The organism is Streptococcus sp. Marseille-Q7156, assembly GCF_965119495.1.
The window spans coordinates 1,116,019-1,132,677 of record NZ_CBCPLU010000001.1; the positions used below are offsets into that span (position 1 = coordinate 1,116,019).

15 protein-coding genes are annotated in these 16,659 nt (G+C 39.3%); 1 reads left to right on the forward strand and 14 read right to left on the reverse strand.

Annotation, left to right across the window (positions count from 1 at the left end):
- The 6 genes from ACWPV5_RS05285 to mecA all read right to left on the reverse strand — a co-directional run bounded on the left by ACWPV5_RS05285 (position 1) and on the right by mecA (position 6,070).
- Positions 1 to 1,725 (reverse strand): ABC transporter ATP-binding protein/permease, encoded by a 1,725-nt coding sequence (locus ACWPV5_RS05285; protein ID WP_261043444.1) that lies wholly within the window; start codon positions 1,723 to 1,725, stop codon positions 1 to 3.
- Positions 1,726 to 1,785: 60 nt separating this feature from the next.
- Complete coding sequence (gene msrB / locus ACWPV5_RS05290) at positions 1,786 to 2,724, reverse strand: peptide-methionine (R)-S-oxide reductase MsrB (RefSeq protein WP_219966794.1); 939 nt, start codon at positions 2,722 to 2,724, stop codon at positions 1,786 to 1,788.
- A 60-nt stretch (positions 2,725 to 2,784) separates the two neighbouring features.
- Complete coding sequence (locus ACWPV5_RS05295) at positions 2,785 to 2,952, reverse strand: hypothetical protein (RefSeq protein ID WP_261070549.1); 168 nt, start codon at positions 2,950 to 2,952, stop codon at positions 2,785 to 2,787.
- Between the two features lie 75 nt (positions 2,953 to 3,027).
- Positions 3,028 to 3,897, reverse strand: a complete 870-nt coding sequence (gene thrB, locus ACWPV5_RS05300; RefSeq protein WP_024057159.1) for a homoserine kinase — start codon at positions 3,895 to 3,897, stop codon at positions 3,028 to 3,030.
- Position 3,898: 1 nt separating this feature from the next.
- Complete coding sequence (locus tag ACWPV5_RS05305) at positions 3,899 to 5,185, reverse strand: homoserine dehydrogenase (protein ID WP_265526358.1); 1,287 nt, start codon at positions 5,183 to 5,185, stop codon at positions 3,899 to 3,901.
- Positions 5,186 to 5,332: 147 nt separating this feature from the next.
- Positions 5,333 to 6,070 (reverse strand): adaptor protein MecA, encoded by a 738-nt coding sequence (gene mecA, locus ACWPV5_RS05310; protein ID WP_219966952.1) that lies wholly within the window; start codon positions 6,068 to 6,070, stop codon positions 5,333 to 5,335.
- A gap of 124 nt (positions 6,071 to 6,194) precedes the next feature.
- On the opposite strand from mecA, the gene ACWPV5_RS05315 reads away from it, so the two are divergent.
- Positions 6,195 to 7,673, forward strand: a complete 1,479-nt coding sequence (locus ACWPV5_RS05315) for an oligosaccharide flippase family protein (RefSeq protein WP_219966796.1) — start codon at positions 6,195 to 6,197, stop codon at positions 7,671 to 7,673.
- Positions 7,674 to 7,769: 96 nt separating this feature from the next.
- Here the strand turns inward: ACWPV5_RS05315 and ACWPV5_RS05320 are convergent, their stop codons facing one another.
- From ACWPV5_RS05320 to aroA, 8 genes are all read right to left on the reverse strand, one after another.
- The gene (locus tag ACWPV5_RS05320; RefSeq protein ID WP_219966797.1) at positions 7,770 to 8,582 is read right to left on the reverse strand and encodes a LicD family protein; all 813 of its coding nucleotides are present in this window, start codon (positions 8,580 to 8,582) and stop codon (positions 7,770 to 7,772) included.
- 58 nt (positions 8,583 to 8,640) lie between these two features.
- Complete coding sequence (locus ACWPV5_RS05325; RefSeq protein ID WP_219966798.1) at positions 8,641 to 10,800, reverse strand: LicD family protein; 2,160 nt, start codon at positions 10,798 to 10,800, stop codon at positions 8,641 to 8,643.
- Between the two features lie 21 nt (positions 10,801 to 10,821).
- Positions 10,822 to 11,790: a glycosyltransferase family 2 protein gene (locus ACWPV5_RS05330; RefSeq protein ID WP_219966799.1), complete on the reverse strand. Its 969-nt coding sequence runs from the start codon at positions 11,788 to 11,790 to the stop codon at positions 10,822 to 10,824.
- Positions 11,787 to 12,632: a LicD family protein gene (locus tag ACWPV5_RS05335; protein ID WP_219966800.1), complete on the reverse strand. Its 846-nt coding sequence runs from the start codon at positions 12,630 to 12,632 to the stop codon at positions 11,787 to 11,789. The genes ACWPV5_RS05330 and ACWPV5_RS05335 overlap by 4 nt, the downstream gene beginning before the upstream one ends.
- Positions 12,633 to 12,756: 124 nt before the next feature.
- Positions 12,757 to 14,052 carry an LCP family protein gene (locus tag ACWPV5_RS05340; protein WP_219966801.1) on the reverse strand — a complete coding sequence of 432 codons (1,296 nt, stop codon included), beginning with the start codon at positions 14,050 to 14,052 and terminating at the stop codon, positions 12,757 to 12,759.
- Positions 14,049 to 14,897 carry a prephenate dehydratase gene (gene pheA / locus ACWPV5_RS05345; RefSeq protein WP_454382691.1) on the reverse strand — a complete coding sequence of 283 codons (849 nt, stop codon included), beginning with the start codon at positions 14,895 to 14,897 and terminating at the stop codon, positions 14,049 to 14,051. The genes ACWPV5_RS05340 and pheA overlap by 4 nt, the downstream gene beginning before the upstream one ends.
- Positions 14,894 to 15,370, reverse strand: a complete 477-nt coding sequence (locus ACWPV5_RS05350; RefSeq protein WP_454382693.1) for a shikimate kinase — start codon at positions 15,368 to 15,370, stop codon at positions 14,894 to 14,896. Before ACWPV5_RS05350 ends, pheA begins: the two co-directional genes overlap by 4 nt.
- Positions 15,363 to 16,646, reverse strand: a complete 1,284-nt coding sequence (gene aroA, locus ACWPV5_RS05355; protein WP_454382695.1) for a 3-phosphoshikimate 1-carboxyvinyltransferase — start codon at positions 16,644 to 16,646, stop codon at positions 15,363 to 15,365. The genes ACWPV5_RS05350 and aroA overlap by 8 nt, the downstream gene beginning before the upstream one ends.
- Positions 16,647 to 16,659: the final 13 nt, after the last annotated feature.

The following is a 16,659-nucleotide window of genomic DNA, read 5'->3' on the forward strand; positions in this document are numbered from 1 at the left end:
CTAGTCCTCCTTTCCATGTTGGGATGCATTGATTTCACGATAGACTTGACTAGTCTTCATCAAGTCCTCATGCTTGCCGATAGCTAGGAGCTCTCCTTTTTCTAAGAGGAGAATCTGGTCAGCCATCTGGAGTGTCGAAGTCCGTTGAGAAATCAAGATTAAGCTCGTATTTGGCAGATTTTCTCGAATAGCTCTCAAGAGCTTGGACTCGGTAATGGTGTCGAGGGCCGAAGTTGCATCATCTAAGATGAGAAACGGAGCTTGGCGCAGGACTGCGCGGGCGATAGACAACCTTTGTTTTTGACCGCCCGAGAAATTTCGCCCTCCTTCCTCAACTAGGGCATCCAAGAGTCCTTCCTTTTCACTGACAAAATCCTTAGCTTGCGCGATTTCCAAGGCTTGCCAGAGTTCTTGATCAGTCACTTCTTGATTTAAACCCAAAGTTAAGTTGGAACGAATAGTTCCCTTAAAGAGTTTTACTTTTTGGGGCACATAGGCAATCCAAGACCGCCACTGCTCCAAATTAAGAGGACTAGATCCATCTCGATAAAGGTCAATGCTCCCCTTGTCTGCTGGATAAAGTCCAAGAATGAGTTGCACCAAACTTGATTTACCAGAACCCGTTCCCCCAATAATACCAAGGATTTGCCCTTGCTTCATATCAAAGGAAATGTCTCTCAGAGAAGGCTGGGCCGCATCAGGATAGGTAAAGGTCAGTTCTTGAACTTGTAAAACCTGATTGCTGGTAACTTGCTTTTTCTCTAATTCTGAATGGATATCTTCTGGAGTTTCGGCAAAGACTTCCTCGATTCGCTTGGCTGAGATGTAGGACTGGTTGAGAGAATTTATCAGCATGGCGAGCTTAACCAATTCCACCAAAATCTGCAAGAGATAATTGATAAGGGCAATGAGAGCACCTTGACTTAGCAATCCTCCTTGAATAGAAATATAGCCTTGCCAGATAATAATAAGGAGGGTTCCATTAACAATTATATAGGTCAGAGGTGTTAATAAACTAGACCAGAAACCTGTTTTTTCTTGCAATCTTGCATAAACTTGATTTAGGGTTTGAAAAATCTGTAACTCTCGTTTTTCTTGACCAAAAGCCCGAATAACTCGCATCCCTTGTAATTGCTGGCGCGTTTCCTGAACAAGCTGGTCCGTTTTCCTTCTGAGACTACTGTAGAGAGGATTGACTAATCGAGAGAGCCCTACAATAACAATGGTCAGAATGACAACCATGACCAAGAACCAGAAAGTCAGCTCAGCTGAGATTCGATAGGCCATAAAGATTGCCCCAAAAACGATAATAGGCGCTCGTAAAAAGAGACGCAGGAATTGATTGATACCAGTCTGAATCTGGTAGGTATCCGAAGTCAAGCGAGTCACCAAGCTAGAAGTTGTCAGACGATCTCTGCTATCCTTGGGTAGGGAAAGAATATGACGATAAAGGTCGTCTGTCAGTTCTTTGGCAAAACCCACCGCAGCCTTAGCTGAGTAGAACTGGGCTATTAAGGCCACTACAACACCAATCACTGCAAAGATAAGAAGCAGGCCAATCTGCATCCAGAGATGTCCTTGATTTCTCTGGGGCAAGGATTGGTCAACAATCCCAGCAATCACCATGGGAACCAAGAGCTCAAACACAGCTTCTAGTAGCTTGAACAAAGGTGCTAAAATCGATTCCTTGAAATAGGGTTTAAAGTAAGATAATAGGTGTTTCATAAATCCCTTCTATTCGTATTCTAGAAATCAAGAAAGTGGGAAGTACCCACCCTCTCTGTTTTATTTGTTTAAGTATGGCAGTAGATAGCCATATCCTGCTTTTTCCATCTCATCCTTGGCCACAAAACGCAAGGAAGCAGAATTGATACAGTAACGGAGGCCACCAAACTCACGCGGTCCATCTGTGAAAACATGACCCAAGTGAGCATTTCCTGACCGAGAACGAACCTCAATTCGCTCCATTCCATGGCTGAGATCCTTGTAATAATGAATCAATTCCTTGGAAATCGGACGGCTAAAACTTGGCCAACCACAACCTGAGGCAAACTTATCCTTGGCAAAAAAGAGTGGCTCACCCGTCGTGATGTCTACATAAATTCCCTCTTCAAAGGTTTGATCATAGACATTGGTAAATGGAGCCTCTGTAGCAGCTTCTTGGGTGACACGATAGGACTCTTCAGTTAAGCTTTCCTTTAACACTTCTTGACTAGGCTTTTCATAGTTAGAGGCATCAATCAATGGCTTATCAGCATCGGTCACATCGATATGACAGTAACCTGAAGGATTTTTCTTGAGATAGTCTTGGTGGTAATCTTCAGCTAAAATATAGTGGCGAAGTTTTTCCACCTCTACTGCAATCTTTCGCCCAAGCATACGCTCCTGCTCCTGCACCACTGTGTAGATAGCTGGCAAGTCTGCTTCGTCCTGGTAATAAATCCCAGTTCGATATTGGCGACCACGGTCATTCCCTTGTTGATTGATGGATAAAGGGTCGATGACACGGAAATAATAAAGTAAAATCTCTCTGAGTGACACTGCCTTCTCATCATAAATTACCTGAACCGTTTCTGCATGGTCTGTTTCCTTGAGCAGCTGGTAATTGGTCGTTTCGACTTGACCATTAGCGTAGCCAACACTGGTTGCTAGCACTCCAGAAATACGTGAAAAATACTCCTCTAAACCCCAAAAACAACCACCTGCTAAATATATTTCTGCCATCTTCGTTTCTCCTTTATCAAGTTTTTAACTAATACTCTTCGAAAATCTCTTCAAACCACGTCAGCTTACATCTGCAACCTCAAAATAGTATTTTGAGCTAACTTCGTCAGTTCTATTCACAACCTCAAAACACTGTTTTGAGCTGACTTCGTCAGTCTTATCTACAACCTCAAAGCAGTGCTTTGAGCAACCTGCGGCTAGGTTCCTAGTTTGCTCTTTGATTTTCATTGAGTATAAACTTCTTTTCAAAAAAAGGATAGGAAGCCCTCTGGTCGAGAGTTTCCCCATCCTATCTTCTATTCTTTATTTTGCTTCGACACGGACACCTTGGGTATCAACCTTCAAGTCATGAAGTTTTCCTTTGAAAGGTTGCTTTTCCAATTCTGCCTTAATCGTTGGCATCTTGTCATGAGAAGCCAAAACCATAACTGTCGGCCCAGCACCAGAGAGGTAGGTTGCATAGGCACCATTTTCTTTGGCCACTTGCTTAATCGTCGCAAATTCTCTCACCAAGTCCTGACGATAGCGCTCGTGGAAGAGATCTCCCTCGATTGCTTGCCCAGCGGTCACCATGTCTCCTGCCAACAAGGCCGCAACCGCCACATTGGCGATAGAACTGGCCGCAACAGCTTCCTTGTAAGACAATTTCTTAGGCAAGACGCCACGGCTGTCTCGAGTACGCAATTCATAGTTTGGAATGTAGGCTAGGAAATCACACTCTGGGAAATCTGCTACGATAGCAGAAACTTGCCCATCAACGGAACTTGCAATAACGAGATTACCATAAATGGCTGGAGCCACATTGTCAGGATGTCCTTCAATCTTGGTCGCCAACTGCAATTTTTCATGATCAGACAAGTTGAGCTGACCCAGTTGGTTGGCTAGTTCAATCCCAGCTACAATAACAGAGCTGGAAGAACCCAAACCACGCGCCAAGGGAACATCACTGGTCATTTTCAAACGTCTTGGCTGCAAGTCTGGTACAATTTGTAAAGCGATTTTGAGCAAGAGGTTACGCTCGTCGTGGGGAATCCATTTGCCAATCTGATGTTCAATCAGCCACTCATCCCGTTCTTCACATACCTCAATTTGAAGATACTTGGTTACAGCTACACCGACCGAGTCAAAACCTGGCCCGATATTGGCACTGGTTGCAGGTACAATAATCTTCATCTTATTCTCCTAGCACCTTGAAGGTATTTAAGAGGTCGAATTCTGAAACCTTCTTCAATTCAGCTGAGACATTTTCAAGCTGGGCTTTATTAATCTTGTGTGTGATGATAACAACACGCGCCTTGTCACCTTCTTTTCCATCTTGGAGGATTTGCTTGAAGGAAATATCTTGAGCATTGAAGATTTCAGCCAATTTCAAGACCTGACCTTTTGAGTCTGGAGCCAAGATTGAGAAGTAGTAATTAGCTTTGACATCTTCAGCATTTGCCAAGACCAAGTCACGGCTGTATTCGTTGAAATCTTTGCCAATGGTACCATCATTCAAGCGACGAACGATACGGACAATATCTGCTACAACACTTGTTGCTGTTGGTTTTTGACCAGCACCTGGTCCGTAGTACATAGACTCACCAATACCAATAGATTCTACAAAGACAGCGTTCATTACGCCATTCACACTAGCAAGTGGGTGTGATTTAGGTAGGAAGGTTGGAGTTACTTCTGCAGCAATACCTGAAGGAGTTTCCTCGATAGAACCAACCAATTTCACTACATAACCAAGCTCTTGAGCCACAGCTACATCTTCTGGTGTGATGTTGCGGATTCCCTTGTGAGCCACATCGTCAAAGGCAACCTTCATGCCAAAGGCAAATTGGCTCAAAATCACCATCTTGTAGGCTGCATCAATCCCATCTACGTCATTTGTAGGGTCACTTTCTGCAAAACCTAGTCTTTGTGCTTCCGCAAGAGCATCGTCGTAAGACCATCCTTCTTCCACCATCTTGGTCATCATGAAGTTGGAAGTTCCGTTGACTACACCAAGCACACGCGTAATTTTATCAGAAGCCAAGGAATTTGCTAAAGTACGAAGAATTGGAATCCCACCAGCTACTGCTGCTTCATAGTAAAGTGCTACCTTGTTAGCTTTAGCGATTTCTAGCAATTCTGCGCCATGGACAGCCAAAAGGTCCTTGTTGGCAGTAACAACGTGTTTGCCAGCCTCCAAGGCACGAGTGATAAAGGTTTTAGCTGGTTCGATACGCCCCATCAATTCCACTACGATCGTAATGTCTTGATCTGACAAAATGTCATCCACATTGGTTACAAAGTTAAAGTCATTCCCTGCTGCAAGCAAGCGGTTCTTTTCATCTTCGTCCTTGACCAATACCTTAGCAACTTCAATATCTGAATGTGCTGATTGATTGATTTTTTCTCCATTTTCCTTTAGGAGGAAAGGCACACCACTTGCAACGGTACCAAATCCTAGTAAAGCAATTTTAACTGTCATGTTTGTCTCCTCGAAATTTTCTATTATAGCCATTATAACAGAATTTTGTGAAAATTCCTATTATAGTAAATCACTATTTCAGTCTAGAAAAAAACGAATCAGATGATTCGCTCTTCTTAAAATCTAGAAATAGCTTTCCAGAAATGATTATCCAATTTTTTTCAGATTAAGTACTGCATCGTGATTCATCAAGACTTGACCATACTCTTGCAAGACTGAACGACTGATGTCACTATCATCCGCAAACTCGCGCATACGGGCCAAAAGCCAAGCTGGATATGGACTTGGATGATTTTCAATATCCACTAAAATGGTTAAATAATAGCGCTCATTCACTTTGTAGAGTTCAGAAGTTTCCATCTCAAAAGTCACTGTCTGGGCAAAAGCTACCAAGTCAGCTAATTTTGCAAAAGAAAGGATGTAGTAGATGTAAGGCTCTTTCTTGCCTTCAACTTCTTGTTCAGCCTGCTCATGCTCTTCTTCCTTGGCTTCTACTTGCTCTAGAGATTGAATCGCTTCAATATCATCCTTAGTTTTGTCTGCGATGCTTTTTTCCAAGGTTTTGATAAATTCATCTGGCGACATTTGAGCCAATTCTTCCATGTCTGGCAAATCCGATAAGTCTTCAAAATCTAGATTTTGGTCAATCTTTGATTTGGTTACAAAAACATCAACCTTATCAGGTTTTGGAGTCACACGGAAGCTCAACATACCTGTATCCAAAAAGCTCTCAGGCATCTCTAACTCATCCAAGATAGCATAAAAGAACTCTTCTGTTTTTTCTTGAGGAACGAGAAAGTCAGCAATCTCCATTCCTCGATCCATCAAATCTTCTAAAGACATCGTGATTTTCAAAGTTGTATCACTAATTTGTTTCATTTTCATTGCTAGTAACCTCATACTTTCAGTTCTATCTATTATACTAGATTTTTACGATTTTATCAAAAGAATGGAGCGAGAATGTGATATAATACTAGAGACCATTTTACAATACAAGAAAGAAAGTACAATGAAAAATATAAAAGTTAATGCACTGGCTAGCTTACTAGTCAATGTTCTCAATATCGTTTTTCCGCTGATAACCAATCCTTATCTGACTCGGATTCTCAGCAAATCCAATTACGGTTATTTCAATACCGCAAATACCTGGGCTAGCTTTGTCATTCCTTTAGCCGCCTTTGGAATCTATAACTACGGAATTCGAGCTATCAGTAAGGTCAAGGATGATAAAAATAAAATCAACTATGTTTTCTCTAAGTTATTCTATATCTCCATTATTACATCTGTTCTAACAACAAGTATCTATTTCCTATTTATTTATCTGGATAATAGTATTGAAAATTTGAAAGAACTCTACTATATACTTGGTGTCCAGGCTCTCTTCCAATTCCTTTATATCGAGTGGATGAATGAAGCTTATGAAAATTATGCATTCATCTTATACAAAACATTGGTTATTCGTATTGCCATGTTGGTCGCTATCTTCACCTTTGTAAAAACTCCAAATGATATCGTACCTTATGCAATCATCATGAGTGCAACGACAATTCTCAACTATCTACTCAGTTTTCTCTGGATTAAACGAGAAGTTTCCTTTGTTAAGATTGGTCTTGTCGAATTAGTCAAAGCATCTAAACCACTCTTGACCATGTTGCTTCTAGCTAATGCCAATATGCTCTACACCTTACTTGATAGAATGTTTATCACCAAAGGACCTGATGAAAACTATATTTCTTATTATACCATTGCTTCCAGCATCGTCATGTTGATTGCCAGTGTCTTGAGTGGAGCTATCAACGTTAGTATTCCACGTCTCGGCTACTATCTCGGTAAGAAAGACTACGAATCTTATAAAAATCTTCTAAACCAAGGAGCCGCCCTCTTTTATTTCCTTATCATTCCAACCAGTATTGGGATTATGGTATTAGGGAACTACGCTGCAGTCATCTATTCTTCTGAAAAATACCTTGAAGCTGGTATTGTGACTAGTGTCTTCGCTTTTCGTACTATCATTTGGGCCATTGAGTTAATCCTTGGTAAACAAATTATCTTCATCAACGACCACGAAAATCGTTTAACAGTCTTTTACTTTATTGGTGGCGGCGCTAATATCCTACTCAACAGTCTCTTGTATTTCAATAATATTTTCGCACCAGAGTATTACATTGCTACTACTATTATTGCAGAAACTGTAGTTGTTCTACTGGAAATTTACTTTATCAAGAAACATCATCTGCTTGACTTAAAAGAAATCTTTACTACTTTAACACGCTATACTATTGTATCGCTCGGATTCATTCCGATCTATTTTGCGTTTAAATTCCTTTTCCAAATCAACTCTTATATAGTCAACCTCAATATGATACTCATGGTTCTCTCGACTGTTGCAACCTGTGGAATCTACTATCTCTTGATACTTTTTATCACAAAAGATAAAACATTCCATTATGCACTCAATCTTGCTATTGCTAAGATTAAAAGAAATTAAAAAAATCACCTACCTATCTAAAACAAGGAATATTCCAGTAGATAGGTAGGTTATTTATTTTATCGAATTATCAAATCAAAGCAACTTGCTCATAAATTAATCAATCCAGTAATTTTTATCAGTTCCTGGATTTTGATTTTCAATAGGTGGAGGAGTCATATAGTCTTCACCAAACTCGTAAACTAAAATCTCATGGAATTTTCTAGGAACCTTCACAAGAATATTCTCATATGGCATTTCAATTGTATCATATAACCACTCTTTCTTAATTCCACTTGGATAGTAAGAGTCATAGGTAGTACATGCAAGATCTGTAGCCTGCTCAACATCATATTGCAAAGCTAACTTCTCTAATTTTTCATTCCATTTCTGTGGAGAAGTCAGTCTAAAAATTGTAGATGCAAAATAACGTGGTAAATTTTTGACACCTCCATTATCTATTTTGACTCCTTTAAAATTCAGAGACGAAAGTCGAATAAATTGTTTATAAAGCCTCATCTTTTTTCTATCACGTTCATCTGTAACAACCCCATCGTATGGGAAAATATCAACACAAGTACCTAGAACAACCGACTTATCTAAAAGATTAGCATCTCTTCTTGTCCTCACATCATAAACTCTCATATATGTATAAGGGTAGCCTTTTGTTTCTCTATATGAAATTAATCTGTAGTAGGGATGTTTTTCATTTTTTAATATCTCATAGAGCTTTTCAAATTCATCTCGAGCCAAAGAAATGTCGGTATCATCATCCCAAGGAATAAAACCTTTATGGCGTACAGCTCCTAGCAAGGTTCCAAAATCAATAAAATACTTGATTTCATGCTCCTCACACAATTTATGCAAATAGTTTAAAATATCTAATTCAATTTGTTTAATTTCTTCAAGAGTCAAAATTTTCTCTGACATCTATTATTCACTCCTAATCTTTTTACATCGAGTTAATGGCTTCTTCATTTCAATGACATCATTGGGATACCTTAATAATCTTCCACAATTGAAAATCATGATGAGAGAACCTTAGCTCAACTGGTGGCAGTTGCGTGTAATCTCCGTAGTCCGAGGTCAGAATTTCATGATAGTTTTTTGGAATCATAAATTCCTTACCTTCGAATACACCCGTAATAGTTTGTTTCAACCACTCTCGCTTCCAGACTGGTTTATTCATATCTTTATAAATAAGATAGTCAACCAACTCGTAATCATCTACTTTTCTAGATTGAGCAAGATCATCAATGCCTCTAATATACTTATTCGTATTTGTGAAATAGAAGATAATGACCGATATATAGCGAATTAAAGAATTTAATAGACTTTTAGTATTGGTAATCCCTTTAAATGTATAACAGCTTAATTGACGTTTTTTTATAAGTCTCGTCATTTTATCTTTAAAAACCGAGTCATCCTCGTAACCATCTACAGGGAAAATATCTACATAAATTCCCATATTGGAATCAATTCGAACATCTTCTTCTAGTAAATAAGTTTGATTATCCTGAACTTTCATAAAGGGATAAACATAGTTGAGATTATTTTTATAAGACATCACTTCGTAACGTTCATCAGGGTTAGCGATAAGATAGTCTTGCAACTTTTCATAATCTTCTCGTAACATACAGATATCCATGTCATCATCCCAAGGAATAAAACCTTTGTGACGAACCGCACCGATAAGACTGCCATAAGCTAGGAAATATTTGACACCAATTTTCTGACAAACTTCATGAATATATTCCATGATTCCTAGTTCCATCTGTTGAATCTCTCTAATATCAGTTACTTCCTGATAACGAATACCTTCATCACGTTTACAAATAACTAATCCATAACCAATGATCAACCAAAAGATAATATTGATAAAGTTAGTTGAATACATAATCTGACTTTCAAATAATTGACCGAACAAGATGCCAAAGAAAAGAATCATAATCAACTTTTCAGAGTTCTTTTTGGAAACAATCAAATAAGTCAAAAAACGTTTCATTATATATCCTAGTATAAGGAGAAAGGATACTAAACCTAAAATTCCAGAACTAACAAATATCGTTACCAAAATGTTATGGAAATTTCCACCAATAAGAGAATTTTGAATTTCGAATTTACTGAAATATTTTGTGTAATAATCTGGAACATTCCGTACACCATAACCAAAAATTGGTTTTGCACTTCCCATTTTTATAGCATTTTTCCAAATATAAGTTCTACCACTAGGTGTTGTTTCTATTAGATGAAGTTCGCCTGTTTTTTTTATAACTGAAGAATCTGTTTCTGCATAAGATTGTCCTTTATTTAAGTCTAATACAGTCGCTTTCCCCGAAGATATGTAAATAGAAGTTACATAACTCAATCCGATGTTAGTAGCAGAAACAAGTAAAGCAGAAACAATAAAGATTAGAAATCGCTTAGCTAACTTGCCCCTGTTAATAAAGAAACTATAAAACCCAATCATTAACACTAAAGATAATAAAGCACCCCTACTTTGCATGGTTGCAAAGTAAACTAATTGAATCACATTATTCAGTTTTAGATAAACAGAGTATTTGTTTCCTTTATGAATCAAATACATAGCCAAAACAATGCTAATATATGAAAAAATTGCACTAGCATTGGGATTAACAATTCCCCACAAACGCCCATTCATAACACCATAGTAATAAGATTGCTGTCCAATTTTAAATAGGATAAGTACTTTACTTACTAATAATGTAAATGCAAATATAGCAGAAGAAAAAGAAATAATTTGAATAGTGTAAGAAATCCAATCAAATAATTTCTTTAATTGACCTGATTCTAACATGGTAAATAATAAAATATAGGTTACCATAAAGAGGATCTCGATCACATTTCCAATCAAATGTCCAGAGCGATTAAAAATAGCTGATAACAGATGACTTCCAGCCAATAGACCAAATAAGGACAGAAATTTACGATCCACTATGATTTTTTTCCACTTAAACAATAATGTATAGCAAATATAAAACAATACAATTGCTGATAATCCCTTATAAAGAGGATTGGCTATCTTATAAACTAGTGAACTCATACTTAAAATCGAAATAAAAACAAACAGATATGAAACCCATAGTTTTGATTTTTCAAAGTATTCATTCATTATTGGAAAATTCATTTTCAACTCCTTCTCATAATATTAGTTTCTTAATCCAACAATTTTTTTATATATCCATGGAGAAAAGACAAGTGACAGGACAGCTATCTTACGAAATGTGGTGAAATAAGTATCCTTCCATATTTCGTGTCGATGCTGAATAATCCAAGTTCTTAGTTCGACTTTCTCCTTTTGATACTGCTCAGATGAAGTAAATATGATTTTATCGTAGACTGTGATATATGACCAACATTCTCTATTTTTTAATTCATATTTTAAATTAGGAAATACTTGTGATACTTGGGCAATAATGTTCTTATAAACTTCTATCGTATCAAATACATACCGATTAACAGATGTTGTCGCACTTCCCTCACGATGATCATAATAATAAATTGGTTTGTCAATAAATACGCTACTGCATCTTGTCTTTAGTAGCAATTCAGTTAAAAATAAGGCATCTTCAGCTAGATGGTAGTCTGTATTAAATTTCTCATCTACCAGCAGGTCTCTCTTAAATAGTTTTGCGACTGGAAAGAATGATGTCTTAGTGGTCATCAGTAATTCTTTCATGGTTTCTTCTGTTGACCAAAGTTCTTTTCTACCAGAATACGGGGGTAAATCTGTCACTATTCCATTTTTGATATGATGTAGAGGAGCAATCACAAAACCTACATTTCCTCCCTCAACTGCACTAGCTAAAGTAGCTAGGTAATCCTTGGTGACGAAATCATCACTATCAACAAAAGTTATCCAAACACCCGTCGCTAGCTGAATTCCAATATTTCTGGCATTAGAAACACCAGCATTTTCGATATGGTAAACCTTGATATTTTCATACTGATATGCTAAATGATCACAGATTTGTCCACTGGAATCAGTAGATCCATCATTTATTAGGATTAGTTCAAAATTAGTATAAGTCTGATGAAGAATTGACTCCACACATCGCTCCAGGTAGGCTTCTACATTGTAGACTGGAACGATAACGCTAATTTTTTCACCCATCATGCTCCATATTCTCCCTTGTATTCTGTATAAGACTTATCCATATCAGCGATGACAGCATCATGATGTGGTAGCTGCTTATCTGCTGGTGGAGGTGTCATATAATCCCCAAAAGCAGTGCTGAGATAGGCATCGTAGCCAACTGGAATAGGCATCTCTGTCCCTTCAAATGGTAAGAAAAGATTATCTTCAAAAGATGCGATTGGGTACTTGTTTCTCATGTAGCCAGGACCTGAGCATAATTCCGTGATTCCATCGCTCTCAGCGAGACTGTACTTGGTCATTTCTTTCTCAGCTTTTTTCCAAATGCGATAACGTAGAGATTTCGGCGTTAAACCGAGTAAAATGCGGCTTCCCCACTTCATAAGTGCGCCATGTTTTTCTGGAATAGTTTGCGCACAAAAGAGTGAATAAATCAAGGCCCAGCGAACCTGTTTCTTTCTCTCAGCTGGATTTTTCGGATAATAATCCAAAGGCAACACATCCAAGGCCAGACCATGTGGTAAATTCAAAGCCTGCTGGTAAGGTTTGATACAGGTGGTTTCCTTGTCACGAATGGTAATAAAAAGATTGCGGTCGACAAAATCCTTGTTACTCTTTGACAAGAAATAACGCTCATCTGCATAACGAGGCCATAATTCTGCTAATTTCTCATAATCCTTACGAGGCATAAAAAAGTCTAGGTCGTCATCCCAAGGAATAAAGCCCTTGTTTCGAAGGGCACCAATAGCACCTCCTCCACAGAGATAACAGAGCAAATCATGTTCTTTACAAAAGGCCACAAAATATTCAGCCATCTCTAGACTTCGAGCCTGAATTGCTTTTAAATCAGTCATATTGTTCATTATTCTTTCTATCGTATCGTTCCATTATACCACAAATAGGGGGTGAAAATCTATTGCAGACTGTAAAAATCAAAGCCTGACTGCTATCCAAATAGCTATCAAACTTTGATTTTTCTGTCTTATCTTATCTCAAGCCCATCTGAGACAATTTATTCTGATATTTATTTTGATCGACAAGCAAGCCCAAGCCTCCATAAACATCATAGGCATCTACCCAGTCACCAAGTTCTGGAATCGTCAATTTTTCAATACCATTTTGAACTCCGCCTAGGAAAGACAAGCCATTTGTTAACAGGAAGGTATAAGGAACATTCGTTGAGGTCATTGCGAATACCTTGCCAAGTGCCTCTGAGCCTGTAAAGAGCTTGGTTGGATCTTTGATTTGCTGAAGAACTGCTGTCAGTACTTGTTGCTGTCTTTTGGTACGGCCGTAATCCGCCTCATCATCATCACGGAAACGAGCATAATTGAGCAAGGTCGAGCCATTCATCTGCTGTTTTCCGACTTTGATGGTTTGGGTTGGAGACTCAGTCTCAGTAGCGTGTAAATCATCTCCGACTGTAGCTTCTGTTAGTGGACGCCCATTCAATGTTGAAAATTGAGCATCAATTGTCACCCCATCAGGGAAAAGTGTGTCAATCGCTGTAGCAAAGGCCTGAAAATCGACCAAGGCATAGTACTTAATGTCCAAATCAAAATTATCTTTCAAAACTTGACGAACCATTTCTGCCCCTTTTTGCCCCTCTTGTTCTCCTAACTCATAGGCTACGTTTAACTTGTTATCCGTCTGTTTTCTACCGTTAATGACTTGACTGTAACCGTCTATATAAACCAAATTGTCACGCATGAAGCTGACCAGCTTAATTTTCTTATCCGAACCGCCAACATTTAATACCATAATAGAGTCCGTCCGCGTCTCAGCGCTATTTTGACCGATTCGGCCATCTGTACCCATGATCAAAATATTAACCCCATCTCTTGTGTCTTGACCGTTAAAGACTTCTACTTGAGCTGCTCGGGCATTGGTAGTTTTATCTGGATTAGCATTGGTGTAACCTTTTAAGAACATAAAAATCATACCCAATGTTAGACAAGCTAAGATAGCCAGTAAACCTGCGAAAATGCGCCCCCACCGTAGCTTCCGCTTTTTAGTTTTTTTCTTTGGAAGAGAATTGATTTTCTGGTATCTCTCAGAACGACTACGGATATTATAAGAAGGAATCGAAGTGTTAGCACTTGTCTTTCTATAATCCTCTGTCAATTCCTGACTTTCTGAGATGGCGTCATTACTTGCCTTACTTAATTTATCTTGCAGGTAAGCAAACTCTTTTTTTTCTCGCTCATTGAGGTAGTGAATATTCTTAAGTAGATAGTCATAACGCAACTGCTCATGATGGCTTAAGGGATTTTCTTTACTCATCTTCTCTCCTTTCCATGGTCTGATATTGGATAAATAGGATAGGCACCCAGAATTTTATACTGGATTCCAATAGCTTCTAATTCTTTTTGGGCAAAGTGGACCAAGTCCTTATCAGCATAATCCACATCAATAATGAAAAAGTATTCTCCCAGTGCTGTCTTGAGTGGCCGACTTTCAATTTTTGTCAGGTCAATTCCTCTCCAAGCAAAGGTCGACAGGGCCTTGTAGAGTGCACCTGGAAGGTTGTCAGGTAAGGTCAATGCCAAACTCATTTTCTCAGTTTGTGCTTGCAAGGGAATAGCTGCACCTTCAGCTCCCAGAACCCAGAATCGTGTGAAATTGGCTTCCATTTCCTGAATATCCTCGGCAATCAGTTCCAAGCCATATTCTTCAGCAGAACTTCTAGGTGCAATTGCTGCAAAGGGCTGGTCTGGATGTTCGGAAATAAAGCGGGCCGCATAAGCTGTACTAGCTGTCACCTCAATTTGAGCATTTGGATACTGTTCATCGATGAATTTCTTTCCTTGAGCCAAGGCCTGTGGATGAGAAAAAATCTTTTCAATCTTAGTATGACCTGGAACCACCATCAACTGCTGATGAATAGGCTGAACGATTTCTGCAACTGCTTGAATGCGAGCCTGATGAAAAAGGTAGTCCAAGGTTTCATGAACACTACCCTCAATAGAATTTTCAACTGGCACCACAGAATAGTCCACCAAGCCTTGCTCATAGGCCTTGATGACATCTGTAATATTGGCAAAGGCCTGCAATTCCTCATGAGGAAAAGCTGTCTGCACAACGTGGTGTGAAAATGATCCCTTGGGACCTAGATAAGCAATTTTCATCTCAGTTCCTCTATAATTTCATCTGGGCTTAGCTTGGTCACATCCAAAACCCGACTGGCTACTTCCTCATACCAAACCTGTCGTTCTTGGAAAATAGCTGCTAATCCTTCCTTGCTATTATTTAGAAAAAGCGGACGCTGATTGTCCTTATCAGCTGCGATACGTTGGTAGAGGGTTTCAAAATCTGCTTTCAGGTAGATGTTATCAGAATTGGTCTTGAGTAAGTTGCGATTTCTCTGAGAAATAACCACTCCTCCACCAGTTGACACGACTTGATCTCTTTGTAGTAAATCAGCTAGGACTTCTGATTCTATCTGACGAAAGGCCGCTTCTCCCTTTTCAGCGAAAAAATTCGTAATGGACATACCTAGGCGTTTCTCAATCAGGGAATCCATATCAAGGTAATTAGGGTCCAAGCCTCTTGCAATAGTCGATTTGCCAGCCCCCATAAATCCTAGTAATACCTTAGCCATGAATCAAGTTCTCCAAATCATCAAAGAAGCTAGGATAGCTGGTATTGATAGCCTCAGCACGGTCAAGCTCCACTTCTCCATCTGCAACCAAGAGGGCCGCGATGGCTGTCATCATACCGATACGGTGATCTCCAAAAGTATTGACTCTAGCACCGTGAAGGGCTGATTTTCCTTTGATAATCATTCCATCTGCCGTAGGTGTGATATCCGCACCCATACTATTTAAAGCATCTGCTACCACCTGAATGCGATCTGTTTCCTTAACCTTGAGTTCCTCAGCATCCTTGATAACTGTGACACCTTGGGCTTGGGTCGCCAGCAGGGCAATAATTGGCAATTCATCAATCAGGCGTGGAATCAAGGCACCGCCAATCTCTGTTCCTTTCAAGTCAGAAGACTCAACAGTTAAGGTAGCAGATTTAGCCACTGGGTCCATTTCGGTTACTTCCAATTTTCCACCCATGGCACGAATGACATCGATGATACCTGTACGCGTTTCGTTAATACCTACATTCTTAAGCACCACACGAGAATTTGGAACAATCAAACCAGCAACTAACCAAAAGGCTGCACTGGAAATATCTCCTGGTACGACCACCTTTTGTCCAGTCAGTTTTTGTGGCCCTTGGACTGTGATTTTTTTGCCCTCCACACTCAAATGACCACCAAATTGTTGCAACATATCTTCAGTATGATTACGGGTGCACTCTTTTTCGATAATTACAGACTCCCCCTGAGCCTGCAAGGCCGCAAACATCAAGGCTGACTTGACTTGGGCAGAGGCAATTGGCAACTCATATTGAATAGGTGTTAAATTTTTCGTCCCTTTTAAGTGAAGGGGAGGCAAGTCTCGCTCAGTTTGCCCTGAAATGTTAACACCCATTTTTTTCAATGGAATCGTCACACGGTCCATAGGACGTTTGGAAAGACTATCATCTCCAAACATTTCTACTTCGAAGTCGGCCCCAGCAAGGACACCTGAAATCAGACGAATCGAGGTGCCAGAATTTCCCATATCAAGGGCATTTTGCGGCGCTTTTAAGCCGTCCATACCGACACCTTGAATGGTAATAACCCCATCTTTATCCTCAATTTCAACACCAAGGTCACGAAAAACCTGCATGGTTGAGAGCACGTCCTCGCCACGCAAAATATCATAAACCTTTGTCTCACCCTCAGCCAAACTTCCAAAGATAATGGAACGGTGGCTGATAGACTTGTCACCTGGTACGCGGATACTGCCATGTAAGTGGCTAATGTTTGTTTTTAGTTTCATACTGGACCTCATA